The 26,996-nt window shown below is 47.9% G+C and carries 28 protein-coding genes and 1 tRNA gene; 16 read left to right on the top strand and 13 right to left on the bottom strand.

What is annotated here, in order from left to right:
* Positions 1-63 precede the first annotated feature (63 nt).
* Complete coding sequence (locus S7335_RS10345) at positions 64-342, top strand: RNA-binding protein (RefSeq protein ID WP_006457226.1); 279 nt, start codon at positions 64-66, stop codon at positions 340-342.
* Positions 343-508: 166 nt separating this feature from the next.
* Complete coding sequence (rpsU, locus tag S7335_RS10340) at positions 509-697, top strand: 30S ribosomal protein S21 (protein WP_006455111.1); 189 nt, start codon at positions 509-511, stop codon at positions 695-697.
* A gap of 291 nt (positions 698-988) precedes the next feature.
* Here the strand turns inward: rpsU and S7335_RS10335 are convergent, their stop codons facing one another.
* Positions 989-1,984: a ribose-phosphate pyrophosphokinase gene (locus S7335_RS10335; protein WP_038016056.1), complete on the bottom strand. Its 996-nt coding sequence runs from the start codon at positions 1,982-1,984 to the stop codon at positions 989-991.
* Positions 1,985-2,713: 729 nt separating this feature from the next.
* Positions 2,714-3,025, bottom strand: a complete 312-nt coding sequence (locus S7335_RS10330; RefSeq protein WP_006454740.1) for a DUF3067 family protein — start codon at positions 3,023-3,025, stop codon at positions 2,714-2,716.
* 326 nt (positions 3,026-3,351) lie between these two features.
* On the opposite strand from S7335_RS10330, the gene petC reads away from it, so the two are divergent.
* Both petC and petA read left to right on the top strand, forming a co-directional pair.
* Entirely contained in the window at positions 3,352-3,891 is a 540-nt protein-coding gene (gene petC, locus S7335_RS10325) for a cytochrome b6-f complex iron-sulfur subunit (RefSeq protein ID WP_006457323.1), read from the top strand.
* 153 nt (positions 3,892-4,044) lie between these two features.
* Positions 4,045-4,992, top strand: a complete 948-nt coding sequence (gene petA / locus S7335_RS10320) for a cytochrome f (protein WP_038017880.1) — start codon at positions 4,045-4,047, stop codon at positions 4,990-4,992.
* A 391-nt stretch (positions 4,993-5,383) separates the two neighbouring features.
* Here the strand turns inward: petA and S7335_RS10315 are convergent, their stop codons facing one another.
* Both S7335_RS10315 and S7335_RS10310 read right to left on the bottom strand, forming a co-directional pair.
* Positions 5,384-6,298 (bottom strand): cation diffusion facilitator family transporter, encoded by a 915-nt coding sequence (locus S7335_RS10315; protein ID WP_006455213.1) that lies wholly within the window; start codon positions 6,296-6,298, stop codon positions 5,384-5,386.
* A 166-nt stretch (positions 6,299-6,464) separates the two neighbouring features.
* A complete protein-coding gene (locus tag S7335_RS10310; RefSeq protein WP_006454230.1) occupies positions 6,465-6,842 on the bottom strand; it encodes a DUF2237 family protein in 378 nt (125 codons plus the stop codon).
* Between the two features lie 302 nt (positions 6,843-7,144).
* Here S7335_RS10310 and msrB point away from each other — a divergent pair, with 302 nt between their 5' ends.
* The 4 genes from msrB (at position 7,145) to S7335_RS10290 (ending at position 9,977) form a co-directional block, all read left to right on the top strand.
* Complete coding sequence (msrB, locus tag S7335_RS10305; RefSeq protein WP_006455756.1) at positions 7,145-7,594, top strand: peptide-methionine (R)-S-oxide reductase MsrB; 450 nt, start codon at positions 7,145-7,147, stop codon at positions 7,592-7,594.
* A gap of 49 nt (positions 7,595-7,643) precedes the next feature.
* Positions 7,644-8,465: an alpha/beta fold hydrolase gene (locus S7335_RS10300; protein WP_006454571.1), complete on the top strand. Its 822-nt coding sequence runs from the start codon at positions 7,644-7,646 to the stop codon at positions 8,463-8,465.
* A 115-nt stretch (positions 8,466-8,580) separates the two neighbouring features.
* Positions 8,581-9,489, top strand: a complete 909-nt coding sequence (locus S7335_RS10295; RefSeq protein WP_369791688.1) for a LysR family transcriptional regulator — start codon at positions 8,581-8,583, stop codon at positions 9,487-9,489.
* Positions 9,486-9,977 carry a GNAT family N-acetyltransferase gene (locus tag S7335_RS10290; protein ID WP_038016054.1) on the top strand — a complete coding sequence of 164 codons (492 nt, stop codon included), beginning with the start codon at positions 9,486-9,488 and terminating at the stop codon, positions 9,975-9,977. The genes S7335_RS10295 and S7335_RS10290 overlap by 4 nt, the downstream gene beginning before the upstream one ends.
* A gap of 217 nt (positions 9,978-10,194) precedes the next feature.
* On the opposite strand, the gene S7335_RS10285 is transcribed toward S7335_RS10290, so the two are convergent.
* Positions 10,195-11,019 (bottom strand): inositol monophosphatase family protein, encoded by an 825-nt coding sequence (locus S7335_RS10285; protein ID WP_006454598.1) that lies wholly within the window; start codon positions 11,017-11,019, stop codon positions 10,195-10,197.
* Between the two features lie 286 nt (positions 11,020-11,305).
* Positions 11,306-11,674 (bottom strand): 2Fe-2S iron-sulfur cluster-binding protein, encoded by a 369-nt coding sequence (locus tag S7335_RS10280; RefSeq protein ID WP_006453542.1) that lies wholly within the window; start codon positions 11,672-11,674, stop codon positions 11,306-11,308.
* 216 nt (positions 11,675-11,890) lie between these two features.
* On the opposite strand from S7335_RS10280, the gene S7335_RS10275 reads away from it, so the two are divergent.
* Positions 11,891-11,977 (top strand) — tRNA-Ser (locus S7335_RS10275).
* 260 nt (positions 11,978-12,237) lie between these two features.
* Here S7335_RS10275 and S7335_RS10270 read toward each other — a convergent pair.
* Positions 12,238-13,539 (bottom strand): glucose-1-phosphate adenylyltransferase, encoded by a 1,302-nt coding sequence (locus S7335_RS10270; RefSeq protein WP_038016050.1) that lies wholly within the window; start codon positions 13,537-13,539, stop codon positions 12,238-12,240.
* 157 nt (positions 13,540-13,696) lie between these two features.
* On the bottom strand, positions 13,697-15,211 hold the full coding sequence (locus tag S7335_RS25895) for a serine hydrolase (protein ID WP_006456848.1): 1,515 nt from the start codon (positions 15,209-15,211) through the stop codon (positions 13,697-13,699).
* Between the two features lie 175 nt (positions 15,212-15,386).
* On the opposite strand from S7335_RS25895, the gene gatA reads away from it, so the two are divergent.
* The 3 genes from gatA (at position 15,387) to ilvC (ending at position 18,650) form a co-directional block, all read left to right on the top strand.
* On the top strand, positions 15,387-16,829 hold the full coding sequence (gene gatA / locus S7335_RS10260) for an Asp-tRNA(Asn)/Glu-tRNA(Gln) amidotransferase subunit GatA (RefSeq protein WP_006455577.1): 1,443 nt from the start codon (positions 15,387-15,389) through the stop codon (positions 16,827-16,829).
* 36 nt (positions 16,830-16,865) lie between these two features.
* Positions 16,866-17,507, top strand: coding sequence for an RNA methyltransferase (locus tag S7335_RS10255; RefSeq protein WP_006455812.1), 642 nt, complete (start codon positions 16,866-16,868; stop codon positions 17,505-17,507).
* A 147-nt stretch (positions 17,508-17,654) separates the two neighbouring features.
* Positions 17,655-18,650, top strand: a complete 996-nt coding sequence (gene ilvC / locus S7335_RS10250) for a ketol-acid reductoisomerase (RefSeq protein WP_006455036.1) — start codon at positions 17,655-17,657, stop codon at positions 18,648-18,650.
* A 162-nt stretch (positions 18,651-18,812) separates the two neighbouring features.
* Here ilvC and S7335_RS10245 read toward each other — a convergent pair whose 3' ends face one another.
* Positions 18,813-19,736: an FTR1 family protein gene (locus tag S7335_RS10245; RefSeq protein ID WP_006456880.1), complete on the bottom strand. Its 924-nt coding sequence runs from the start codon at positions 19,734-19,736 to the stop codon at positions 18,813-18,815.
* Positions 19,737-19,810: 74 nt separating this feature from the next.
* Complete coding sequence (locus tag S7335_RS10240; RefSeq protein ID WP_006454854.1) at positions 19,811-20,758, bottom strand: isopenicillin N synthase family oxygenase; 948 nt, start codon at positions 20,756-20,758, stop codon at positions 19,811-19,813.
* Positions 20,759-21,076: 318 nt separating this feature from the next.
* Between S7335_RS10240 and S7335_RS28405 the strand changes: the two genes are divergently transcribed.
* Positions 21,077-21,475, top strand: a complete 399-nt coding sequence (locus S7335_RS28405) for a hypothetical protein (protein ID WP_006454062.1) — start codon at positions 21,077-21,079, stop codon at positions 21,473-21,475.
* A 31-nt stretch (positions 21,476-21,506) separates the two neighbouring features.
* Here the strand turns inward: S7335_RS28405 and S7335_RS29465 are convergent.
* Both S7335_RS29465 and S7335_RS10220 read right to left on the bottom strand, forming a co-directional pair.
* A protein-coding gene (locus tag S7335_RS29465) for an IS630 family transposase (RefSeq protein WP_369791677.1) occupies positions 21,507-22,585 on the bottom strand; the annotation gives its coding sequence in 2 pieces (ribosomal slippage) (positions 21,507-22,114 and positions 22,114-22,585; 1,080 coding nt in all).
* Between the two features lie 119 nt (positions 22,586-22,704).
* A complete protein-coding gene (locus S7335_RS10220; protein WP_038016047.1) occupies positions 22,705-24,357 on the bottom strand; it encodes an ATP-dependent DNA ligase in 1,653 nt (550 codons plus the stop codon).
* A gap of 120 nt (positions 24,358-24,477) precedes the next feature.
* On the opposite strand from S7335_RS10220, the gene S7335_RS27280 reads away from it, so the two are divergent.
* The 3 genes from S7335_RS27280 (at position 24,478) to S7335_RS25880 (ending at position 26,023) form a co-directional block, all read left to right on the top strand.
* Positions 24,478-25,464 carry an NYN domain-containing protein gene (locus S7335_RS27280; RefSeq protein ID WP_006453503.1) on the top strand — a complete coding sequence of 329 codons (987 nt, stop codon included), beginning with the start codon at positions 24,478-24,480 and terminating at the stop codon, positions 25,462-25,464.
* Positions 25,465-25,539: 75 nt separating this feature from the next.
* Positions 25,540-25,737, top strand: a complete 198-nt coding sequence (locus tag S7335_RS25885; RefSeq protein ID WP_006457616.1) for a transposase — start codon at positions 25,540-25,542, stop codon at positions 25,735-25,737.
* Positions 25,715-26,023: a transposase gene (locus S7335_RS25880; RefSeq protein WP_157620171.1), complete on the top strand. Its 309-nt coding sequence runs from the start codon at positions 25,715-25,717 to the stop codon at positions 26,021-26,023. Before S7335_RS25885 ends, S7335_RS25880 begins: the two co-directional genes overlap by 23 nt.
* An 838-nt stretch (positions 26,024-26,861) precedes the next feature.
* Here S7335_RS25880 and S7335_RS10205 read toward each other — a convergent pair.
* On the bottom strand, positions 26,862-26,996 hold a 135-nt coding region (locus tag S7335_RS10205; protein WP_038016044.1), incomplete at its 5' end, for a 50S ribosomal protein L27.

Below are 26,996 nucleotides of genomic sequence, written 5' to 3'. Positions count from 1 at the left end.
GCCGCAGTACTCAATGCGGTCTTTTTACTTAATATTCTCGGTTTATTGGAGGGCCAACAGGCCATGTCAATTTATGTTGGTAACTTGTCTTACAGTGCAAAAGAAGAAGATCTAGAAGGCGTGTTTGGCGAATACGGCACCGTCAAACGCATTACCCTTCCGACCGATCGCGAAACAGGGCGGCCTCGCGGCTTTGCCTTCGTGGAGATGGAAGAAGATGCCACCGAAGAAAAGGCAATCGAAGCGCTAGATGGGGCTGAATGGATGGGCCGTGAACTGCGGGTGAACAAGGCCAAACCGCGCGAGCCACGTAATCGACCTTCTGGTGGTGGCTGGAACTAATTCTATCGCTCTATTCCCAGGTGTTCTATTATCGGCTTCCTTTGATGTTTTCTTCTTAGGTTGTGTGGGTATTGATCACAGCTATCAAAAGTAGCTATGATCAATACCTACTTCTGCGGTAGACTAGGTTTTCATGAGCAAAATCTAAAAGGAGGTGAATTCATACATGGCTCAAGTTGTCCTCGGACAAGACGAAAATCTCGAAGCCGCTCTACGGCGCTTTAAGCGCAAGGTAGTACGAGCAGGTATTTTCCAAGACATTAAAAAGAATCGCTATTTCGAGACACCTCCCGAAAAGCACAAGCGTAAAGCGCTAGCTCGTCAGCGCCAGCGCAAGCGTCGCTCTAGACGATAGGTTCTAGATAATCGACTGAGCTGATTTTCAGAATCTAGGTGGAGATATCGGTTCTCTAAATCGATGATGTAAAGAAGGGGATTGCGATCGCACTAAAGATCACAATCCCCTTCTTGTTGAACACATCGTGCAAAAGTACCTAATCAAAATGATTACATTCGTCTTGATGGTGCAGCCCAGTGATGTGCTAAAAAGACGACATAAAGAAAGGGCGATCGCGAAACCGCCCTTCTACAGTCTAGAATTCTTAGATTCCACTTTTTAGTTCAATTCACAGCTATTCAGCCTCTTCTAACCTCTAAACATACTGCTTACCGAACTCTCTTCATGAATGCGCCAAATGGTTTCACCTAGCATATTAGCTACCGATAGCATGGTCAGCTGGTCAAACTGACGATCGGGAACAACCGGAATTGAGTTTGTAACAATCACTTCTTCAAACAACCCTTGTGATAGCCGCTCTACCGCCGGAGGCGAAAAGACCGCATGGGTAGCGCAAGCATACACGTGCTTAGCACCTTTCTCGCGGAGCACCCTAGCTCCCTCGCAAATCGTACCTGCTGTATCGATCATATCGTCGACTAGCACCGCTGTCTTTCCCTCAACATCACCGATTAGGTTCATGACCTCAGCAACGTTATGCGCCTGCCGCCTCTTGTCAATAATGGCTAGCGGCGCGTCGTCTAGCATCTTGGCAAAATGTCTAGCGCGAGCAACCCCGCCTACGTCTGGTGAGACAACCACAAGATCTTCGATGTTCTTGCTTGCTAAGTATTCGGTCAATACTGTCGAGCCATACACATGATCACAGGGAATATCGAAGTAGCCTTGAATCTGCGCGGAGTGCAGATCAATTGCCAAAACCCGATTAGCACCTGCTTGTGTGATCAAGTTTGCGACAAGTTTAGCCGTAATCGATTCACGCCCGGCAGTTTTACGATCAGCCCGCGCATACCCATAATAAGGAATCACCGCTGTAATCTGTCTAGCCGATGCCCGGCGGCAGGCATCGATCATAATTAATAGCTCCATCAGGTTGTCATTGACCGGATGGCAGGTCGGCTGGATCAAGTAAACATCGCAGCCTCGAATGGACTCTTGAATTTGGACATAGAGTTCGCCATCGGCAAAGCGCTTACGCACCATCGGACCCAAGTCCGTACCTAGATAGCGAGCTACTTCCATCGAAAGTGTACGGTTCGATGAGCCCGAAAAAAGCTTTAGTCGGTTGTTCGTCTCAATGCGGGGAAGCATTGCCTTTAACGGCAGAGTTGCAGAGCGAATCACAGCAGCAGGCCCTCAAAACGTGATAATGGAGATAGTTACAGGAAAAACAGTAGCATCTGGTCAAAACCGATTCCTTAGCTATCAGAAGTAGCTAGTGTTAGAAGTAGCTAGTCAAGAGCAGCTAAAGAACGGGATTGAAGACACAAAAAAAATAAAACCAGATAGCGGGTGATAATTTGGCTATCGGCTTATCGCTTGGTTTTTAAGACTAAAGACACTGAAGACGCGCAATCTTTCGCTAGAAAAGCACCGCCTAAATTTTGGCATTAACAGATACAGATAGCATAAGAGAAGTACGGGCTAACGCTATACCCTTAACCGATTTTTAACGATTGTATTATAATAGCAAGCCGCTTCTATGGACCACGACTTATTTGTATTAGAGACTACCAACAACTCTACGGCTGCGAGTAGTTACTTCACAGGTTTTGAACTTTCTTCTTTTATCGCCACTATTTGCGTCAGTTTTGTTTCAGAACTTGTCTCTATCTTCGTCAACCCCTGATATGTTCTTTTAATTAACTGCTATAGCCTAGGTAAGCGCTCTTTAGTACAGGTGTTTTGTCCAGCCTATTTGTTCGATCCCTCTATAGCCCTTCCATAGAAGACTTCTTATAGACGAGTAGCCTCAGAGTAGCTTGAAAGAACAGTCCGTCTATCTACTGCTAAGGTTCATCTATCTGTAACTAGAAGACCGTCAAGAGCAAAGACAGTTGATGGTGGTAATGGCTACTCTAATAGCCATTCAGATGCGCGTGAGCCCAGATCTACCGGGATACTGACAGCTTTGCCGAGTCGAGGTCGCTCATTTGTTTGCTCAATGAACGCTCGAATCTGCTCCGCCGCGCCCCAAGCGTTTAGATAGGCCACTATTTCTTCTAGGTGAGCAAAGTAGTCTTCTTCAGTCATCGGGAAGGAAGCTTGCTCTAGATAGCGCCACATCACCTGAAAGAAAACTTTGCGCGGCAACCTTCTAAGCTGAACGTCGTAAGAATAGCCCCATTTTTCGATGAGTACCTTGTGTAAGTCTAGTCCAGTCATGTTTAGTTGTCTTAGTTACCCAAGATAGTAGTTGCCAAAAATGGTGGCGCGATCGCTACTTCATCTAATTTACATTTATTCACACAATCAGTGCTGGCTCTGAACGATGTAATAATGTTAAGAAGAACCGCAATCTTCTGTGACAAAGGGCTTCTGCCGCAACGAAAGTTATCAAGCAGGCTCACTGATCACAGAAAGCTTGTAATGAAAGTTTAGATACGTTGCCTCGATTACATAGGAGTTATTCCTTCTTTATGTACACAGGCTTTTGCGCATCTCCTTTTTCCCACCTCATTTTATTAATGTAGCGTTTAGATAGCTGACCTATGACCCAAGCTGCTGGCAATCCTGATGTTCCTGATCTAGGGCGTCGCCAATTTATGAATTTGCTGACATTCGGTACCATTACTGGAACCGCATTAGGCGCTGCATACCCGATAATCAAATATTTCATTCCGCCTAGCAGTGGTGGCGGCGGTGGCGGTGTAACGGCCAAAGATGCTTTAGGTAACGATGTCAAAGCGGCTGCCTTCTTAGAAGAAAACAGCCCTGGCGCTAAGGTGCTGGTACAAGGTCTTAAAGGTGATCCGACTTATCTAGTTGTCAAAGAAGAAGGCGGGCTTGAGAACTACGGTATTAGCTCTATTTGCACTCATTTGGGCTGCGTAGTGCCGTGGAATGAAAATGCCGGTAAGTTTATGTGCCCTTGTCATGGTTCGCAGTACGATGCCACTGGAAAGGTTGTTCGAGGTCCGGCTCCGCTGTCTTTAGCCTTAGCGCACGCGGATGTCACCGAAGATGACAATGTTGTGCTTACCAACTGGGAAGAAACAGATTTTCGTACTGGCGACAAACCCTGGTGGTAGCTGGTTGATGGGTGCTGATTATGGCTGTTTGGTTACGGCCTCTCGACGTGATCGCACCTACTTTTTTTAGCTTTACTCATCCGTATTTATAGAACTGTTACTTTGCTAGCACGCATGAAAACCTCATTTCCATTTTTTTCTAAGCTAGAAGCCATGTTTAGCGCCGCTCTTCGTAGCGTAGGTGTCTTCTTAGCTGCTTTTATTCTTTTGTGCTCTAGTAGCTGGGCTATCCCTCAGTCTGCTGCGGCCTACCCCTTCTGGGCTCAAGAAAACTACGACTCACCTCGTGAGGCGACTGGCAAGATTGTCTGTGCCAACTGCCACCTAGGCGAAAAGAAAACCGTCCTCGAAGTGCCTCAGTCCGTACTACCCGATACTGTCTTCAAAGCGGTCGTCAAGGTGCCCTATGACCTAGATGCTCAGCAGGTATTGGGTGATGGAAGCAAAGGCGGTCTCAACGTTGGCGCAGTCTTGATGCTACCTGAAGGGTTTACAGTTGCCCCCGATGAACGCATTCCTGAAGAACTCAAAGAAGAAGTCGGTAGTACCTACTTCATGCCGTACAGCGAAGAGGAGCCCAACATTGTTCTAGTTGGTCCTGTTCCTGGCGAGCAGTATCAAGAGATAGTCTTTCCTGTGCTCTCTCCCGATCCAAAGACTGATAAGAACGTTCACTTTGGTAAAAACCTAGTATTCGTAGGGGGTAATCGGGGCCGTGGTCAGGTCTATCCTACCGGTCAAGCGTCCAATAACGTTGCATACAATGCCTCAGCAGCAGGTACGATTGATTCGATCGAAGACACGGGCTTCGGCTACAACGTGACTATCAATACAGAAGACGGTTCAACAGTCACTGATGAAATCTCAGCAGGTGCTCAGCTACTCGTCAGCGAAGGTGAATCGGTTGAAGTCGGTACGCCTTTGACAACGAATCCTAATGTCGGTGGCTTTGGCCAAACCGAGAAGGAATTGGTTTTACAGAGTCCTACTCGAATTAAAGGCTTGATTGCCTTCCTAGTTGCTATCAGTCTCTCTCAGATTCTGCTGGTTCTGAAGAAGAAACAGGTTGAAAAAGTCCAGGCTGCTGAGATGAGTTTCTAATTCTTCAGTTTGATCTATTAAAAACATGAGAGGCAGGTCTTGAGCAAAGGCCTGCCTTTTTAGCGTGCGATAGCAATGGCCGGATGCCTACTCTGCGAGAAGGCAAAGCCTATGGTCATTGCTGACCACTTAGCTCCTCATGCATCAAGGGCTTCAGCTCTAGAAAATGTGTAGAGCTAAGTGGCGAAATCTATATAAAACAAGAGTTGAAAGATATCAGTTCAGGCCAAATGAAAATTTGCCGTAGGTAGCATGAGTTTGGAAGAAGCCGTATCTAGAGAGTACGTGGGCTATCCAAAAGCGTTTTGGATAGGGCTATATTAAAAGGCTTGTAATACACTTACAGACCATAAGCTAATGCTAGGGCCATAAGCTGAAATAGAGGTAGGCGCTAATCTACTGAAGCGGCTTCAATAAAGATTCGTTTAACTTCAGTATGCGTTCCTCGAATTGTCTTTTCTATTCGTCTAACCGCAGCTTCGATTTCATCGGCTGAAAGCTCGTCTCGAAATTCGATATTGAGTGCCAGCATAATGTCTTCTGGCCCAAAATGCAGGGTGATCGGTGGCTCAGAATCGGAAACGGCCTCGTCTGAGCGCACAATCGTTTTGATACTTTCACGAGTTTCTAATGAAGCGCTCTCACCAACCAGCAAGCCTTTGGTCTTGGCAACAAGTGCAGTAGCCACGACAGTCAGCAGTCCGCCAATAGCAATCGAGGCGATCGCATCATAGATCGGATTTCCTGTTGTTTCGCTCATCCACACGCCGATAAATGCAATCAGCAGTCCTACTAATGCCGCCGAGTCTTCGACAATCACAATAAAAGAGCTGGGATCTTTACTGACGCGAATTGCCTTCCACAGCCCCATATCGGCGTTAGATTGTATCTTGTTAAATTCTCTAATCGAAACTGTTAGCGCTGCCCCTTCAAACACCGCTGCGGCTCCAAGAACACAGTAGCTCACGATTGGATCGCTAGAAATCTCTACCGACTGTAAGCTTCGTACGCCTTGAATGATCGACACGCCACCGCCTAGCGCGAAGATCAGCACTGCCACCATCAGCGACCAAAAATATAGCTCCTGGCCTCGTCCGAGTGGATACTGCTCATCTGGTCCTGTTTCACTTTGCCTAAGGCCATACAGCAGCAGGACTTCGTTGACAGAATCTACAACAGAATGGATGCCTTCAGAGAGCATTGCCGAACTGCCGCTAATGTAGGCACCGATAAACTTAGCAATGCCAATGGCAACATTCGCTGCCATCGCTGCGTAGATTGAGACTTTGGATGAACCAGTGGACATAGGGGATGTGTAGCTAAAGAACCATTCCAATTAGTTAGCATACTGTTCCCCCCGTCTCCTGTCTTCTCCCGCTGGGGAAGACGACTAAATCCAGACTATCTCTGCCTTTAAATGAAAGAAGATACGAAACTAGCCTATTTCGTAAAGCGTTTAGGCATACAGGCGACTAGGCAGAATGAGCTTTTAGATCGTCAAGACTGACATACTGTAAGGCTGCTTTATGGGTAGATGCTAATACAACAGGTGGAGCAACGCCATCGTCCATCGCTTCTTTCCACCGGGACGCGCACAAACACCACCTATCTCCTGGCTTTAGTCCTGGAAAATTGTACAAAGGCTGAGGAGTGCTCAAGTCATTACCCTGCGCTTTGGTATAGCGAAGAAAAGCATCAGTAAGCTGAGCACAGACAACATGAACCCCTCTATCTTGTGGACCAGTGTGGCAACTTCCATCTCGATAGAATCCGGTCATAGGATCACTGCAACAACTTTCTAAGGAACCGCCTAACACATTTTCAGCGTTGGTTTTTGCAGCATCTGTCATTGTTCGTTATCTCTCTTCGTCGTCGGATATAGCCACATGCTTTGAAAGCATATACTAGCAGAGACGATACTGGCTGATAAGTTCTATCCTTCTTCTAATCACTTCAAACCAAGTCTAATCACTTCGAACTAAGCTTCCTATACAGTTGAGAAAGGCACTATAGGTGAAAAAGGCACTATAGGGTTTGAGATAGTTGGAAGCTCTAAGGGAAAAACACCGGCGCAGATGGCTTTCTATAGAAGTCACTCTGCTAGCGAATACGGTAGGATCTAAGCGATCGCCTATGTTAAGGATTAGATTCTATGCCAGATAAGGTCGTTAAGACAGATGAAGAATGGAAAGAGCAGCTAACACCTGAAGCCTATCAGGTAACGCGCAAAGCAGGCACCGAGCGAGCTTTTACCAGTCCACTGAACAACAATAAAGCTGAAGGCATCTATCGGTGCGTGTGCTGTGGTTCAGAGCTATTTACCTCCGAAACCAAGTTTGATTCGGGCACCGGCTGGCCTAGCTTCTATGCGCCTAGTCAACCCGAAAACGTGCGAGACAAGAAAGACTTTAGTCACTTCATGATTCGTACAGAGACTGTCTGCGCTGTTTGCGATGCCCATTTGGGTCATGTGTTTAACGATGGACCTAGACCAACTGGCAAACGCTATTGTATGAACGGGGTTGCGCTTTCATTCGAGTCTGCGGACGTCAATAACGATGGCCAAGTTAAAGGAGCCACGCCAGCTGAAGCTGCGGGTTGATTAATGAAATCTCACAGAATGCAATCTCATAGAATGCATTCACGGTTTGATGCGACTACATACTAAAACTCAGGGATGCATCACAGACTATCCTGTTCTTTGTCTGCACGGCCACCCCGGTAGCGGCGCAGCCATGAGCGTATTTACCGATACCTTGGCTGCGTCTGGGTTTCGAACCTACGCGCCAGACCTACGCGGTTATGGGCATAGTAGAACAACATATCCCTTTGAGATGACGCGTCATTTAGACGATCTTGAAGAGCTACTCACACGGTATGCAATCAAAGAATGCCTAGTTCTAGGTTGGTCTTTAGGCGGAATCTTATCAATGGAGCTGGCCTTGCGTCGACCCGATGTAGTCCAAGCGCTAGTGCTAGTTGGAACAGCGGCTAGACCTATCGGATCCCATCCACCCATCTCCCTACAAGATAATGTGATGACTGGAATTGCAGGGCTAGTCAATTACCTGCTGCCTGGATGGGAAGGCTCTATCGCTCTTGGCAAACACTCTCTTTTTCGCTATTTAGTTTGCAACCATACGCCTACTGCCTATTCATACCTAGCCAAAGCAGGCGCTCCAGCTACACTACGCACCAGTCGCCATGCAACAGATGCCCTGAATCAAGCTATTCAGGCAGGCTACAACCGCTTAGAGGATATAAAAACACTGCAAGTTCCAGCCCTGATGCTATGTGGAGAATGCGATCGCCATATCACCGCAAAATCTAGTCTAGAAACTGCCCAGGCGCTACCAAACTGTGAGACTCACTGCTATTCGAACACTGCCCATCTGTTTCCATGGGAAATTCCAGATCGAGTGAACTCAGATATTCAAACTTGGTTAAGCAAACAAGCCTTAGCTAAGCATTGAATTTCAGCACATTTCATATAAGACCATTCGTGCCAAGTAGTTCAGGTTTCCTGTCTTAAGATAGGGTAAACATCTGTTCTGTTAAGAATCTATGGCAGAGATCAATGTTAATCGAATCAAGCTGTCTCAGCTGCGAGCGTTAGTCGCGATCGCCCGCACAGGCACTTTCAGTGACGCTGCCTCTCAGCTAGATCTTTCGCAATCAGCCGTGAGCCATGCGATCGCTACTTTAGAAGAAGAACTCGGCGTTAGTTTGCTCAGTCGTGGACGTCAAGGCGCGGTCCTTACGCCAGTTGGTCAGCAAATCACTAACGAAGCGATGACAATGCTTTCCCACCTTAAGATCATTGGTCGAAAAGCCCAAGACGCTAAGGGCCTGCAGGCTGGACTTGTCCGAGTTGTTGGCTTTCGCAGTGTGGCTACCCATGTACTACCGGTGATCATCGAAGAGTTTAGACGGCTCTATCCTGGTATCAGCGTTTCAATCGGTGAAGGTAATGACGTACGCGGGGCAGAAGAAATTCTGCGCCGTGGTGAAGCCGATATCGGTTTCACCTATCTACCTGTGAGCGAGGCTTTCGATGCGTGGGAGCTATTTCGAGATGACTATGTCGCTCTGCTGCCGAAAGCAAAAGCACCCGTCACCAAACAACCGTTGGACTGGGAGACGCTAAATGAGCTACCGCTAATCTTGCCCATGCCAGAAGATGGCTGTCGCTACAATGTCGATCAGTATCTACTTCGACATGGTCAGACCATCACCCCTGCCTACGAAGTAAAAGAGGATTCAACCGTTGTCAGCATGGTTCGTAGAGGCCTAGGTGCCACGATCATTGCTAGACTCGCTGCCGAACCTATCCCCAAAGATGTCACAGTCTGCGAATTACCTGTTCCCCTACAAAGGGTAATCGGCGTCATCACCTTAGCTGACGCGCTCCAAACACCACCTGTCTTTGCATTTTTAGACACGCTCAAATCGACCTGGAAACAAAAGTCTAACCTTGTTCCTTCTTTAAAGAGATGATCATTCGGCCAATTGAGCCATCTGATTGGCCGTTCTTTTGGCCTATGCTTGAGTCGGTTTTCAGGTTGGGTGACACCTATGCTTTTTCACCAAATATTTCTGAAGGTGAGGCCTACCGTGTTTGGGTAGAAGAGCCCCACGAAACCTATGTCGCCCTTGAAGAAGGCGATGACCGTATCTTAGGAACTTATTACATCAAGCCAAATCAACCTACATTAGGAGCGCACGTTTGTAACTGTGGCTATGTTGTAGCCACAACAGCTAGAGGAAGAGGCATCGCTACAGCAATGTGCATCCATTCTCAACAGGAGGCAAAGCAATTAGGCTTTATTGCCATGCAGTTCAATCTAGTTGTATCAACCAACATATCGGCAATAAGACTATGGCAGAAGTTAGGATTTGAGATTATTGGCACTCTACCAAAGGCGTTTCGGCATTCTGCTGTTGGGTTTGTAGATGCGCTAGTGATGTACAAAACATTGCAATAAGTCAGGTATACCAGTAGCGTCAAACAGGCAGGGCAAGCTTTAGCTCATGATTTTGGCCGAAGCGATATTAACCCGAAGTGATATCCAGTGAAATGGAGTACCTCACTTTCAACAGGGCTAGTCTAGCTGGTGTGTAGCACCTGAACGACCCTCACCTTCTTTTCAAGATGCATTCGCACTTTGCTATATATGGCTATATATGCGCCGCAAACATCATTCAGGGCGCAAATATAGCGAATGGTTCTATGTTAGTAAGCGTATCGCTAAGGGCGGTGTGAATTTGACTATTCGTCGCCAGAATTCGACCGCTTTTAATGTCAAATGGGCTCTTATCGTAGGCAGTCACCGTCCCACCTGCTTCCTCAACCAGGATGACACCGGCTGCGACATCCCACGGCGATAGCCCGCGCTCCCAGTAGCCATCCAACCGGCCACAGGCGACATAGGCTAAATCAATTGAAGCCGAACCGCCTCTGCGGACACCCTGGGTGAGATGGGTTAGGTGACAAAACTCCGCGTAGTTGTTATCAATAGTCTCGCGGCGATCGTAGGCAAAGCCAGTGACAAGTAGACTTTCAGCTAGAGTCTCAGTCTTCGAAACGCGAATTGGCTCCCGGTTGCAGGTTGCACCTAGTCCCTTTGCCGCTCGAAAAAGCTGATTATCTACCGGATTGAGGATAGCACCAACCGCAGGCTGGCCATTAATCAGCAGACCTACCGAGCAACCACAAAAGGGATATTGATGTGTGTAGTTTGTCGTTCCATCTAATGGGTCGACGGCCCAAAGTAATTCATCAGTTTGTTCACCCATACTGCCAGACTCTTCAGCAAGAATGGCATGATCTGGCACATGCCGACGTAGGACAGCAAGCACTTCCTTCTCAGCGGCTTTGTCAGCTTCGGTCACAAGATCTCCAGGTCGACCTTTTTGTTGAATGTTAGAGAGATTGCCCCAGTAGTACTGCAGGACTGCGCCGCCGGCGGAAGCAGCTTCGGTAGCGATATCAAGAAAGCGCTGGAGATCTGTGGCAGAATAGGTCATCTGAGGTTAGGTATTCCTGGAATAAAATCATCTGGAAATTAGCTCATCTAAAGATACAGCGCAGCTAAGTTCATCTTCTACTTGCCCTAACTGGTTTTGACAGTAAGTGTAATCGCCAGCAGGTCTTCTAGATTGGCAGAAGAAAGTACTCTATCCGTACAAGGAGTGAACTCTAGAAAGTCAATATAAACAGTCAGCGATAACCACAGCTAATGCTAGACCGATAGCCTGGCTTTTCATTCTGCTGCTCATATTTGCCTACAGTGTTAGTGAGCCAGTTTCTCTATCAATCGTCATCAATCAAGATCCCTGAGCGGGTTGGCCCTTTGCCAAAATAGCGACCGAACTGGAGTTCGTAAACTTCATCTTCGTCTTGGGTCTCTACTTCTAGATCACTACGAGGGTAGCTAACGCACAGCAGTGCATAGCCTTGTTCACGCAAATCCGGTGATAGGCCCATCGCTTCGGGCTGATGAAGTTCACCGGATAGAACGCGAACGGCGCAGGAGGTACAGGCCCCGTTCCGACAAGCATAGGGAAGGTCAGCTGCTTGATTCTCTGCGGTTTGTAGAATATAGCGATCGCTTGGGACTCGCACTGTATACACCGTGTTTTTCTGTCGGTGATGAATGCGAACGCTATAGGTTTCAACCATGACAAGAGTTACTTGGACAAGGAGTTGGGCAAAGAGCAGTGTACATATCATTACACGGATTGATCGCACCCGTGATTACCCATGATTATATGTACATTTGACGACTAGGAAATTAGTGTCGTACTCACACCGCTTTCTGCTACGATGTCAAAGCTGTAAGTCGTTGTTCTAAAAGACCTAAGCTGGCTTTCAAGAAAGCGCTTACTAGCTTAATAGGGAGAGATGGCCGAGTGGTTGAAGGCGCAGCACTGGAAATGCTGTAACGGGGCAACTTGTTCGAGGGTTCGAATCCCTCTCTCTCCGTCCTTTCAGTTCTGGTACGCTCAGTAGTTCTGTTACAAACAGATGGGCTCAGTATCTACGGTGGTTCTGTTAACGCCCTCACTTTGCTAGCCTGCTTTACTTTGCTAAGTAAGCTCAGGATGAGAAAGAGTCCAACGCTCTAGTACAAGGGAAGAAGGAGTTCAATTAATTGAACTCCTACAATAGGATAGCTAGAACGAACGTGCTTTCAGCTCTTCGATGGCATCACGTTCATACAGCTGCTGCGATGCCAGGCTTGATTAAATGATGGTGCCATCAGGAATAGTGGCATTTTTCAGTACTACAACGATGCCGCTACGGATGTAATAGCCTTCGTCTTCTCGCTCTGCCTCCTCTACGCCATCTTTGTTAATGATCTGAACGTTCTTGCCAATACGGGCGTTCTTATCGATGATGGCTTTACGAATGACTGAGCCTGAACCAATACCAATGGGAATCTTACCGGGCTGATTAGCAGCTAGAGGAAACTCACCATTTTCGTGCATTTCCTCGTAATAGTCAGCGCCAATCAGTAGGGCGCTATCAATTTCACAGCCAGCGTGAATGCGCTGACGCAAACCGACGACTGAATTATGAATGCGGCACTTCTTGAGGATGCAGCCTTCACTAATAATTGATTCTGTGATCTGACTGTCTTTAATTTTGCTCGGGGGAAGATAGCGTGATCGCGTGTAAATCGGAGCATCTTCGCTGTAGAAACTAAAGGCGGGATCTGGCTGTTTAGTTAGGGCAATGTTGGCATTGTAGAATGCTTCAATCGTTCCGATGTCTTCCCAATAGCCTTTGAACAGATAGGCTTGAACATTGTAGTCGCGAGAAGAGGCAGGAATAATCTCTTTACCAAAATCTGTTTGCTCCGGGTTGTTCTTAAGCAAATCTATTAGCACCTGCTTTTTGAATACATAGATGCCCATAGAGGCAATAAAGGGCTTGTCTTTAGCCTCTTCAGGAGAAAGCCCCATAGCGGTTGTATCAACCTTCATTGCTTCGAGCGCCTCGCCCTTTGGCTTTTCAGAGAAGTCAACGATACGGTTATTTTCGTCTACTTTCATCAGGCCGAAGCTAGAAGCCGTTTTATAGCCAATCGGGACAACAGAAAGTGTAACGTCTGCGCCGCTTTCACGGTGCTTCATTACATAGTCCCTGTAGTCCATGCGATAGAGATGATCGCCGGAAAGGATAATGAACTCGTCTACATCAGCTTCTTCAAACATCCATAGGTATTTACGTACCGCGTCGGCAGTGCCCTCAAACCAGCTAGGGCTATCAGGAGTTTGCTGGGCAGCTAATACTTCAACAAAGCCATCACTAAAGGTAGAAAAGTTGTACGCCTTTGAGATATGCCGATTTAGCGAAGCCGAGTTGAACTGAGTTAATACATAGATCTTAAAAATATCAGAGTTTAAACAGTTGCTGACTGGGATATCGATTAGGCGATACATACCTGCTAGAGAAACCGCAGGTTTTGCACGAACTTTTGTCAGCGGATAGAGGCGGGTGCCAGCACCACCGCCCAAAATTATTGAAAGTACTCTTTTCACAACGTCAATCCTGGCTCAAGATATAGGCCGTTCTCACATCACAACAAGTGTGAGCGGGTATCTGCCAGTTGGCAAGAGGGGATCGATACATATCTCTATCTCTAATTATAGAAATCTGGATTTACAAGGGCAGAAAATATCTTTTGCAAAGGGTTAATCAAAAGCTAGCACTCGATTTTGACTGGTTCGCTAGGTGATTTGCCCCAGATCGGGTTCTAGGTCTAGCCGTTCTAGGTTTAGTGATGGATTTAGCAAGCGGGCTGGCCGGTAGCGGTTCAAGCTTCGCATGCTCAAACTCCTGAGCAATTGGGCCATTTTCTATTAGATGGTGTGCTATGCCTTTAATTAGCTTTCGAAGCGCGATCGCATCGGCACTGTAGTTGATCGCAACGGTCAGGGCATAGCGCTTAGCGTCTATTTTCATCGCTAGCGTTGTACCTAGCATCCGACCATTCTGACCAGTTTTTTCACCTAACCACTCAACAGCAGATCCCACTTCTCGCAAGGCCTGATAGCCCAGCTCTTGATCCTTTTGAACTGTCAGCGCCTGTAAAAGTTCTCCATCGTCAGGATGAGAAAGGCGGTAGGTGTCTACCATCATCCTAGTGACGTCATTGGTGGTGATACGGTTGCTTTGCGTACCAGGGTTTGGTGGCAAGATCCGATTTCCGGCTAGCTTATAGTCAACGAAAGTATCTTGATAGCCTCTAGCGGTTAAGGTCTTGTTTATGCCTTCTCGGCCCACGTAGTCGATGAGCTGGTTCGTGGCAATATTGTTACTTTCACTAATCATCCGGTCTATCACTTGGACAAGCGGATACTCTTTGTCTACCTCGATGGTGGCTCCGATGGCGTTTTCAGTGAAGTTCTGAGGATCGATGTAGAGCTTGCTGTTTAGATCGAGCTTTTCGGTATGGATTTTATCTAATACTGCGATCGCAATTGGCAGTTTGATCAAGCTAGCGGGACTAGCTAATAGCTGTTCCCCTTTGTGGTGTCGACACCCGTTCGAGCTGTAGCCGCTCTCAGTTTCATCAGCAGTTTTATAAGCAGTTTCATAAGTACTGGCGCCAACCGCTTCAGATGGAGCAGACCTAGGTAGATCGATCTGACAGAGACTGATATGCACATTGGTTGGAGATATCTGGGCGGACTCAATAATATCCGTTAGAAAAGCGCTCTCGGCAGCGAGTACTTTCTTCGCAGCAGTGGCCAAAAGCGTCTTGTAATGAGCTTTTTTATGGTTAGCCTGTTGATAGATAGAGGCATCTTTGGGAATGTTTGATAGCTTTTGCAGTGAGCTTTGCCATAAGCGCTTCTCTTTTCGAGTGAAAGCAAGGCTTGCTTCTGGCGTATCGGCCGCTCTTGCAGATTGATAGGCGTCAACCGCTTGACGGGCGATCGCCATAGCCTGCTCAAAGTTGGTTCTACTAGCGTTCTGCTCGATTAGAGTGTCTGGCAATGCGCCGTCTTGGGCTATTGTCCGGTTCTTTGGTTGTCTCTCAACTTGCCGTCTCCCAACTTGCTGTCTCTTAACTTGCTGTCTCTCAACTTGCCCTACAGAGAACGGACTAGCAGGCGCATATCGTGAGGGGATCGCTAGATCTTTTGCCAGTATGACCACGGCGCTAACAGTGGTTGCGATTGCAGCGGTGTACCAAAAGCCGGACATCTAGTCACAGGGACGAGCCCATAGAGAGTGAATACGAGAGCTTAACAAAACTATGTAAATCGCATTGCTACAGAGAATACTATCTAGACGGTTCTATGGCCTGCTACCCTGCTACCCTTCTATAGTGCTTGGTACACATTGCCCTATATCCATTTCCAAATCGAGAGGAATCCCTATGTCAGCCATCCGCGAGTTGCACAAACAGCTCACGACTAGAGAGCGCAGCGCCGTTGAGATTGCCCAGGCTCAGCTGGAGTATGCCCAAGCTGTAGAGCCTCAACTCAATAGCTTCGTTTCTTTGACGGCTGAAAAAGCGTTGGCTCAAGCTCAAGCTGTGGATGACAAGATTTCTGCTGGTGAAGATATTGAGTTGCTAGGGGGAATTCCGATCGCGCTTAAAGACAATCTCTGCACGAAAGGGATTCGTACAACCTGCAGTTCTCGGATACTTGAGAACTTCGTGCCTCCCTATGAGTCGACAGTGACCGAGCGTTTGGATGCAGCGGGCGCTGTCTTTGTTGGCAAGACCAACCTAGACGAGTTTGCCATGGGTGGCTCGACCAAAAACTCTGCATTTGGACCGTCGAAGAATCCATGGGATACAGCGCGGGTTCCAGGCGGGTCTTCAGGCGGCTCAGCAGCGGCAGTCGCTGGTGGACAAGCGCCTATTTCTTTGGGATCTGATACCGGCGGATCGATTCGTCAGCCAGCTTCTTTCTGTGGCATCGTCGGGATGAAGCCTACTTACGGATTGGTTTCCCGCTTTGGGCTAGTGGCATTTGCTTCATCGCTTGACCAGATTGGTCCGTTTGGCCAAACAGTGGAAGATGCGGCCATTTTGTTGGGTGCGATCGCTGGCCACGACCCTAAAGATGCCACTAGCCTCAAAGTCGATATCCCCGACTATACGAAGTTTCTAGCCTCAGACCTCAAAGGGCGCACAGTCGGTGTTATCAAAGAAACCTTTGGAGAAGGTCTAGATAGTGAAGTTGGCGCAGCTGTAGAAGTCGCCATCGATCAGCTCAAGGCACTAGGTGCAAAGATCAAAACCATTTCTTGCCCGCGGTTCAACTATGGTGTGTCGGCCTATTACATCATTGCCCCTTGCGAAGCCTCGGCCAATCTAGCTCGGTACGACGGTGTGCGCTATGGTCTGCGATCAGCAGAGCCTAACTTGCTATCGATGTATAACAAGACCCGTTCTGAAGGCTTTGGCGACGAAGTTAAACGCCGTATCATGATCGGTACCTACGCGCTCTCAGCTGGGTACTACGATGCCTTCTACCTCAAGGCTCAGAAAGTCCGCACTTTGATGAAACAGGACTTCGAGAAAGCCTTTGAAGATGTGGATGTTCTCGTGAGTCCAACTGTTCCAACTACCGCCTTCAAAATTGAAGAAAAAGACGATCCGCTCAGTATGTATCTACTCGATCTGATGACGATTCCGGTCAATATGGCCGGACTACCTGGCATGAGTGTACCCTGCGGTTTCGACAAAGCCGGAATGCCAATTGGCCTACAGCTCGTGAGTAATGTGTTGCGTGAAGATTTGCTATTTGAAGTCGGCCATGCCTATGAGCAGGCGACTGATTGGCACAAGCACATGCCGAAGCTATAGATCGTTATGTGTTGAGCCACTAAGAATCAAAAGCTTATGAATGAACCAGGCAAGCAGAAGCGTTCTGTCCGACAGCGTGCGGACCAGATCAAAGAGTACAGATGTAAGAATTTGATCGCGGTGATTGAAAACCCGAACGATATCAAAAACATCGGTACTATTATCAGGAACGTGAACGCGCTTGGTGTAGAGAAGGCTTATATCGTGGACCCAAAGAAAGCGTTGCCTGATGATTGGCAAGAAATGCGGGAGAAGAGGGCGCTTTCTAAAACATCTGTCTCTGCAATCAAGTGGAGCTTCGTTAAGCGCTTTGACAGTACCGCAGCCTGTATTGATCACCTAGAACAAAATCGTTTTGTCTCTATCGTTACCTCTCCACATCTGAAGGGCAGAAAAAACGCTGTCCTAGATGAGGCTGACTATACGATATATACCAAGCTAGCTGTGTGGTTTGGGAATGAGTCTATGGGGATTAGCGATCTAGCTGTAGAGCACAGTGACCTGTGTGTAAGCATTCCTATGTTTGGCATGATAGAGAGCCTTAACTTAGGCACCACATCCGGAATAGTTTTGTACGAGATCACAAAGCAGCGCCGGGAATATCAACATCAATATCGCTGGAGAAACAACCGGGGCCCGAAGCTCAATAACGAGCGATCGCTTGATCATTCCATCTAATTTAAGGACTCACCATTCAAGGACTAAAGGTATATATTACTGCCCCTACCCCGCAACCCCTCCGTTTGATAAGATCAAACGCTGACCCTCATTCATCTCTCTTCAGGCAAAAAGCTGAAGACCTCGCAGTTAAGGAGACTGTTCCTCATGGCCAAAATGTATTACGACAGCGATGCCAACCTCGATTTGCTCAATGGCAAGACGGTGGCCATTATCGGCTATGGCTCGCAAGGCCATGCCCACGCCCTCAACCTCAAAGACAGCGGTGTGAATGTGGTGGTTGGTCTCTATGAGGGCAGTCGCTCGAAGGCTAAAGCTGAGGCTGAAGGGCTTGCGGTCAAATCAGTTGCTGATGCGGCAAAAGTCGCCGACTTGATAATGATTCTGCTGCCGGACGAAGTGCAGCGCAGCGTCTACAAGGAAAGCATCGAGCCTGGCCTAGAAGCTGGAAACGTGTTGGCGTTTGCGCATGGTTTTAATATCAACTTTGCCCAAATTGTTCCTCCTGAAGATGTAGACGTAGTAATGGCTGCGCCTAAAGGCCCTGGCCATTTGGTTCGCCGCACTTATGAACAAGGCCAAGGTGTTCCAGCACTATTTGCGGTGTATCAGGATGCGTCTGGTCAAGCTCGCGATTTGGCGATGGCCTATGCCAAAGGAATCGGCGGCACCCGCGCTGGTATCTTAGAAACTACATTTCGCGAAGAAACCGAAACAGATCTTTTTGGTGAGCAGGCAGTACTCTGTGGCGGCCTCAGTGAACTCATCAAGGCAGGGTTTGAGACCTTGACTGAAGCCGGATATCAGCCCGAACTTGCTTACTTCGAATGCTTACACGAGGTCAAGCTAATTGTAGATTTGATCGTTGAAGGGGGTCTAGCCAAGATGCGCGATAGCATCTCTAATACCGCTGAATACGGCGACTATACGCGGGGGCCTCGGGTAATCACCGCAGATACTAAAGCAACTATGAAACAGATCTTGAAGGAGATTCAGACTGGACAGTTTGCGCGCGAGTTTGTACTGGAGGCTCAATCTGGTAATGCTGGATTTAATGCCACCCGGCGGATCGAAGCTGAGCATCCAATCGAGGAAGTCGGCAAGGACTTGCGAGCAATGTTTAGCTGGCTAAAAAAGGTTTAGGCTGGTTCTGCTTCAACGTTCTTTTGAACTAAGCCCATGTCTAAGCCCCTATAGCTGCATAGCCTGAAGCTAATCCTTTCTTTATGCTCACCGAGCACCTCATGAAAGGCTGTAGCGTTTCTCGAATGAACCTGAGAAACGCTATATTTTTTTGTGGACTTGTCACTGATTAGTTGCTCGCTCAATCTGACGAGATTGGTCGAGGATGCCAAGGCTACGGAAGTAGCGACTGCCTACACCTATTAAGAAGCTGGCGTAGGCGATCGCCTGTAGTAAATAGATGTGATCGCGATAGCCCAATAGCGTTTTGAGCAAGATACCAGGAAAGCGTTTGTCAGGTAAGAATCCACTGGCATCCCATAACTGCGGACCTAGGATGCACGATTGATTGCTGATACACAAATCTAGTTCGGGCTTGAGCATGCTAATGGCCGTGAAGGCAGCGTCTAGGTTCTTGAAGACGGAGACGACTAGTCCGGCCACGATCAACAACAGAAAAACACCCATTGTTTGAAAGAATAGTTTGAGGTTAATCCGCACGCCAAATTTAAAGAGGGCAATGCCGATCAAGAACGCGCCACTAAGGCCAGCTATAGCGCCGCTGATGCCAGCTAGGCTTTGCTCTAAGTTACTAAATAGAAAAAGAACAGTCTCGAAGCCTTCGCGCAATACCGCAATACATACCAGGCTAAAGACGCTAATATTTGCCCCTTCTGAGTCAGCTAAAGCATTTTTCAAAGATCCTTCTACTTCTCCTTTCATATTCCTAGCTTGCTGCGTCATCCAGATCAGCATCCAGCTCAGCATGACAATAGCTACGCTACCAAAAAGAACGCCTAGTAATGGCTTAAGCAATCCTTGAAGGGCAGGGGCAGTGTATTGTACCTGCACCAGGGTAAGGCCTAGGAAAATACCGATCAATACGCTACCTGCAATACCCGCGGCTACGCCTGCGTATACCCACCTGTTCAGTTCGGTACGGTTTGCTTTGTTCAGGCAAGCAAGGACAATGCCGACAACTAGGGCTGCTTCTACACCTTCTCTAAGCGTGACTACGAAGGTAGGAATAGCTGAGGAGAAATCCATAACAACAGTTCGTGTCGCTAAGCGGGCTATGATCGATTATGACTTGTATTCGTCCGGTTGAGAGAATTAAGACATTAGGCTAGGCCAATCTCCTTCAATCTCTGTTGCAAATATTCTTCGGCAGTTTGAGCTGGAAAGAGTTGGTTGCCGCCAGTTCTTTCGATACAGCTAGAAAGTGGTGTGAGATCAAAATCTGGGCGAGGGTGAACAAAAAAGGGCATCGAAAAGCGGCGATCGCGGCTGCTAGTCGGATTAGTCACGCGATGAGTGGTGCTTTTGAGAAGACCGTTGCTCAGTGACTGCAGCATATCACCCGTATCAACGATGATCTCTCCAGGCGCACTATGTACGGGCAGCCATTCTCCGTTCGATTGAAGTAACTCTAGTCCAGGCGTTGTCGCTTCGCACAGCAGGGTGATTAAGTTGATATCTTCGTGAGGAGCAGCGCGCTGGCTAGCCGGAATAGCATCCGCTGGGATAGGGGGGTAGTGAATGATTCGCAGAATAGTTTGGCCTTCGGTTACTTGCTTGGAAAAGAAACTTTCAGGCTGCTGTAGGTATTGAGCGCAAGCCTGCATAAGCTGACAGGCACAGGTTTCGAGCTGGTCGAATAGAGCCGTCATAGTGGGTCGAAACTGTGGGACTTCTTTGGGCCATAGATTGTTCGGATATCCAACAGGGTGAGCGGTAGGTCGCTCTCTGCCCAGGTGCCAAAACTCTTTAAGATCAGGAGCGGTACTGTTTTTGGCATGTTCTTTACCAAACTGAGTGAACCCGCGCTGACCTTTCATCTGAGCGATCGCATATTGTGCCTTTGTTGATTCAGGCAGCGCGAAAAAAGCCTCCGCCGCACCGTAGGCTGTATCGATCAAGCGCTGCTCTATACCATGATTGACTAGGATGAAGAAACCTAGATCGCAGAGCGCCTCCCCCAAGGCTAAAACAAAGGCCTCGCGCTTACCGCTGCCATCTTCTGAACTGAAATCCTTGAGGTCTAAAACGGGAATGGTTTGAGCAGTCATGACTAGAGTCAGATGATAGGTTTAGAAGTAGTAATAGAAGAAAGGTTCAGAGCAAAGGTTGCTGCCATGCATGAGAAGAGACAGAACTCTGCGGGCGATAAACTCAGCAGAGCGAGTAGAGCTAGGGTGCAGGGCTAGCAAGTATAAAGCTAGCGAGTGCCTGTAGACTGAAGAGAATTGAGAACGGTCATTTTAGCAACTGTCCGAAGCTGCAAATGATGGCTGCTATACAAACAGGCTGCTATACATTCAAGCTAAAGAAAGCGGTAGACTCTTAGGAAAGCTCCAAAAAAGCTCAAAGCTCTTGGCACTGCGTTAATGCTCTCCTTGAAATCTCTGCTTGTTGATAAGTTTTTATCGGTTTGGTGGGCCGTGGTCATTGCGATGCTAGCGCTTCCCTTTGCCGTGTGGTTACTAAACGTGGTTAATACGTCTGCCGAGCAAGATATCTGCCAACTCTTCAATGGTCATCGGGTCTGTGTTAATAGTATTCGCCGCAGCGCCAAAAGCTATTGGGAATATCGCACTATCGTTAGTATAGATGGCGTCAAGCAGCCACTAGAGCTATACAACTGTCGTGATCGCAATCGTATTTTGGCAAGTGACGGCAGTATCGTTCCTTTTTTAACCGGTAAAACGGGTGACTGGATCTGTCAGCTTACCGTTCCGACCCAATCCAAGCAGATTAGAGAGCGCGGCGAAATTAGAATGCGCTAGGGTTTTAGCTCACGTTAGCTCTATAGCCATCCTAGATGATTTGTGAAAACGAGCCGTACATGTGCATCTTGGGAAAGTCGAAGACTTCCAGCGACAAGAATTGCTCGAACAAGAACTTGACGCCTTTGAATGATGGCTTCAGTCCTGCCAATCGTCGCACACTGTTCTTTGCCTGTAGCCAAACATCTTCAATCGGATTCTGAGTCGGGTCGTTGGGCGCAAACTGAATGCAGTGAATCGGCCACTGCGACGCTGGTAGGCCGTCGTTGGTCCGTGCTAGGAAGTCTCGAATCTCATGAGCTCTATGGTAGCTCGCCCCATCCCATAGCAACAGTAGTCTTTGCTGTGGGAACTGCACTTGTAAGTACCGCAAGTAGGCGATGGTGTTAGCCGTGTTGCCAGCGCCGTAAGCCCCAAACAACACGCGCTTGCTCAGCAAGTCGAGCGCACCGTAGTAAGTTTGCCGGTCGCGTTCGTTCACAATCGGCACCTCGACGCGCTGACCTCTAGTACCCCAAACGTAGCCTTCCAGGTCAGCACTCATCAGGTGACATTCATCCATGAACAGCACTCTGAGCTGCCCACGCCCTATCTCGTCTCGGTAGTGCGCCAAGCAGCGCTCGATGTCGGCTTTTTTGCCGCCACCGCCTCAGCATCGCCCTTCGGGTTGACTTTGCTTGTCTTCTTCCAGGTGATACCCGCTGACTCGAACAGGTCGTAGTAGCTCTGTTTCGAGGCATAGACCACATCGTAGTCTTCTGCCAGATGACTCTCTAGCTCGCCGAGCGTCCAGATACGTTTGCTACCTAGCCAAGCCAGCACCGCTGCTTTCTCAGCACCACTTAGAAAGCTCTTCTTGCCCTTGTGCTGGGGAACAAACCCAGCTAGCCCGGACGCTTCGTACAACTGCTTCCATTCGCTGATAGCGCCGAGCGATACATTCAGAACATCGACGACGCCTTGATAGCCGTGCCCTTCGTACAACAGTTTGACCGCCAGCGCCTTCTTCACCTGACGCGCATCTCGTTCCTTACGGATGAACGCTTTGAGCTCGGCTATCTGCTCAACTTTATCAACAGCCGCAGTCTCTCGAACAAACGCCTTATCCATCGCTGTAACCACGCATTAGAGCATTGCTAACCCTATTCTATTTCTCCTTGTTCGGGTTAGTTCGACCGCTAGTGCAGCTTTTCGCTTTTTATACCGGATGGCTATATCTCAGCTTACGGTTATTTCGTAGAAGCGTTCGATGAAGTCAAAACCCGGTTGTCTAGCAACGCGATCGCACTCTCTAACGTATCCGCTTCTGCCATTGGTTTATCTGTACGCCAGCGCAAAATTCTAGGAAACCGTACGGCAATTCCCGACTTATGCCGCTTCGATTCGGCAATACCCTCAAAGCCAATCTCAAAGACATGGAACGGCTCGACCGAACGCACAGGGCCAAACTTTTCAGTCGTATGTCGGCGAATCCATCGGTCTAGTTTTTCAATTTCAGCATTGTCTAGACCAGAATAGGCTTTGGTAAAGGGCACTAGCGTATCGCCTTTCCACAGCGCAAATGTGTAATCAGTAAAAAGGTTAGAGCGCTTACCAGTGCCTGCCTGGGCATAAATCATCACGGCATCTAATGTCATTGGATCCACTTTGTGCTTCCACCAGTAGCCGCGCTTCCTACCAACTAAGTAAGGACTGTCTAGCGCTTTTAGCATTAGACCTTCTGCGCCCTGATCTCTCGATTGCGATCGCCAATCTTCTAATGCCTCAAACGTTTTGAACGTCAGCGGCTTTGCATAGCTAATGACCTCAGTCGGATGCCGATCGAGTAGGTCTGTCATTGCTGCTCGTCTTGCTTGCAAAGGCATCTCTCGAATATCCTTACCCGCCTTTTCTAGTAAGTCGTAAGCAATGAAGTGTACCGGGTTTTCTGCCATTAGCTTTTTGGTCACCCGCTTTCGCCCAAGCCGCTTCTGCAAAAAGTTAAAGTCCAGCGGTTTTTCACCGTCCCAACAGACAATCTCTCCGTCTAACACGGTTCCCTCAGGCATCACACCGATTGCCGCCTCAAATTCAGGAAACTGATGGGTAATCAAGTCCTCTCCACGCGACCAGGTAAATAGCTGATTTTGCCGGTAGATAAGCTGCGCACGAATACCATCCCATTTCCACTCTGCCTGCCAGTGGTCCATCGGCTCAGTAGCAAACTTCTCAACATCAATGGGCGCTGCGAGAAAGAAGGGATAAGGTCGGCTTGGACTCGCATCTGTTTCATCCGGATCGATCAAAGCTTGATAGAACTCGCTAGTCGTCTCAATGTTGCCCATCAGCCGGTGAGTTAATACCGCCTCGCTCAATCCATACTCCGCTGCTAGCGCTTTGATCACTAGCTTTGCACTTGCCCCCATTCGAAAAGCACCGGTGAGTACCTTGTTCAGCACAAAAATTTCGTCATCTTGTAAATTGGCCCACCAGTCAATGACTAGATGCTTGAGGCGATCGCTTTGCTCGTCCTTGATCTCCTTTACCTGGGGAATTACCGATTCCATCCACTCGTATAAAGGGGTCTCGCCTCCGGCTGTTGAAGTTCCCGTTGATTCGATCGGGGTATCACGTAGTAGTAACGCGATCGTTTCTGCGGTATCTCCTACATGCGACGCACTCTCTTCAAACAGCCATTCTGGTATCTCTGAGATCTGTAAAAATATCTCGCGCAGCACCCGAGAGGTGATCAGCCGTTTGCGAGTTTTGCTCATCAGCAGGTAAAGCGCCCATATGGCATTTCTCGGACTCTCGTCATGAAAGTACTGCTGGATAGCGTTCACTTTTGCGTTCGTCGACGTGGTGGCATCTACATCTAAAAACAGCTGTGTAAATCGTCTCATGCTCTTCTAGTAGTCGTATCCTTGGGCATTCATTAAATTATTTGCTGACATTTTAGAAAGGTAAGTACTCACCCATTACGATGTTAAAGTTCGCAACATTTTGATATATCTAGAGTCCCATTGAAGATATCTGATACTAACTCAGCCAAAACAGAGGTAACGCCTCAGTCTGACATGAGAAAAGCTGACGAGCGCAACAGTCGTGATGCCAACCAAAATGAGATGTTCAACCACAAGGCTGATGCTATCGACAGCTCTGTGGTAAGGGCCGAAACTGAGTTGGAGGTCGGTGTTGACGAATTCGCCTTAGTGCCCTCTACCTCTTTAGCCCCTGCTCCTTCAAAGGAAATCACTGCTCAATCCTCTGACAAGCCATCAAGCACAGATGTAGCCAGAAAGGCCCGCTCTAGAAGAAAGATTATTAGTAAACCGAGTACTCCCTCTCGACCTCCATCGTCTGATTTCTCTTCTAAGCGGAGTAGCGATAGCGCTTCTTCGCCTGAGCCCCCCAAAACATCAAGTAGAAAAAGGGCTCGTGATACTACCGCCAACTCCCTTAAATTAGATAGAAAGACCAGCAAGTCTCAACCTAACCTGTCAGAGAATTCTCAAGCTGTGGTCCAAAGTAACGATCTCATTACCATCTTTATTGATGGCTCCAACCTCTTCTATGCAGCTTCTCATCTAAACATAGAAGTAGACTACCGGCGTCTCCTAACCTCTTTGGTCAGAGGTCGTCGTCTGCTAAGAGCGTATTTCTATACAGGCGTGGATCCTCAAAATGAAAAGCAGCGTGGTTTTTTGCTATGGCTAAACCGCCATGGTCATCGCGTCGTCAGTAAAGAACTCACTAATCTACCCGACGGCTCTCGTAAGGCAAATATGCATGTAGAGATGGCTGTCGACATGATGCGTATTTCAGAGTATTGCTCAAACATCACATTGCTAGGTGGTGATGGTAACCTAGCCTACGCTCTACAGGTGTTAAGTCAGCGCGGTACATTCATTGAGGTCGTTAGCCTACAGTCTATGACAAGCGATAGCTTAATTGACATAGCTGACTCGTATACAGACTTGGCGGATCTACGTGATCGGATCAAGCGTTAACTAGGCGTAATTCAAGCACCTGCACGTTGGCGCGATAGCTGAGCTGCCACGCAAGTCACTACTGGCGATCGCTAAGTGAACGGACTACCTAATGCTCAGTCGCTACAACAGTTTCTTGTCCATTCGCCGTGGCAGGCTAAACAACTGAGAGAGTGGCGTTTAGAACTCATACTGAAGGTGTTGAAAGGTCGCAAGCTGACGCTAGTGATAGACGGCACTGGCGACCGCAAGAAAGGGCGTACGACTGACTATGTTGAGCGTCAATTGTCTTAGTAGGCATTCCCTAGTGCCGCAAAGCGACTCGGGGTCCTACCCCTATACTGGCAACCTCGGCAAGGTAGAAAACGGTATCGTCTCAGTCAATGCCTACGGCGTGATAGACAACACAACGTTTTCACTCACGTTCGAGGTCTACAAACCCAAAGCACGACTGAAGGCAGACAAGTGCCACGTCACCAAACCAAAGATAGCAGCGGCAATGGTTCAATGGCTGTGTGATTTTGGTTTCGAGTTTGAGTTAGTGCTGGCCGATAGCGAGTATGGAGAGAGTGGCAGATAGAACAAGGCTGGAAGAACTGGCTCAACAACCTGCGGTTGATTCTGCTGCCGTGGGTTAGCGCGAACCGCTTACAACCTTGGCTAAGTGTCTTTCCAACCGCTGAGTCAGAACGGGGATTTGAACATCTCAACGCTAAAATGAACCACTTCAGAGGAGTCTCTCCAACTATTTCTTCTGCCTAGAGTCGTTGAAGGGCGATATTACTAATTCTGTTCAAAGCTGCTACGAAGTCGGTTTGACTAATCCAGCCGATATGGTATGAGCGGCGGGATTGCATGATGTTGTAAACTACGCCGTTCTCTATTCCCCTACTTCTGAAGCTCCAATCATCGCTTGAGCAGGTCAAGGTATATGCCACTTAGCAGCTCTTCAAACAAAGTTTTTTACTCAAGTTCAGCAAGAAATAAGCGAGGCTTCGACACTATCAATTGCTCTCTAAGTTAGGTTTTCTTTTTATCAACAATCTACATTCACCATTTCTTAGGTATCTCAACATGCTCACCGTCGAAGTAGCAGAGGGTAAGGTAAGTGACTAATTACAACCGCTGCTATCAAAGGTAATCGAGCTTTCCATTCAATAGCTGATTATCGTCCTACATAGAAGTGTAACCATGCTGGCGTTCAAAGTTCATCAATCAAACTTCGATCAGGCAAAATCTATCTACTCCCGAAGTTCCTCCCATACCAGCCAATGCCATAGCTGTTTGAAACCAAAACACTTTTTAGAACACCCCGTAACATTATGAAAGCCCACTATTTTCGATAACAGTGGGCTCATCTAATTGCTGCGGTTCAACTTAGCTTGCACTAAGCGTGCTATTGCTCCTATTAGGACTTCCTACACAGCAGTAGGATAGACACTAATCTTTTTTCGGTTCTTGCCTTTACGTTCAAATGTCACTACACCATCAATTAGCGCGAACAAAGTATCATCGCCGCCAATGCCGACATTTTCGCCAACATGATACTTAGT

Source organism: Synechococcus sp. PCC 7335 (assembly GCF_000155595.1).
Classification (GTDB): domain Bacteria; phylum Cyanobacteriota; class Cyanobacteriia; order Phormidesmidales; family Phormidesmidaceae; genus Phormidesmis.
The sequence above is the reverse complement of the archived record's forward strand: the minus strand, read 5'-3'. Positions and strand labels throughout refer to the sequence as shown.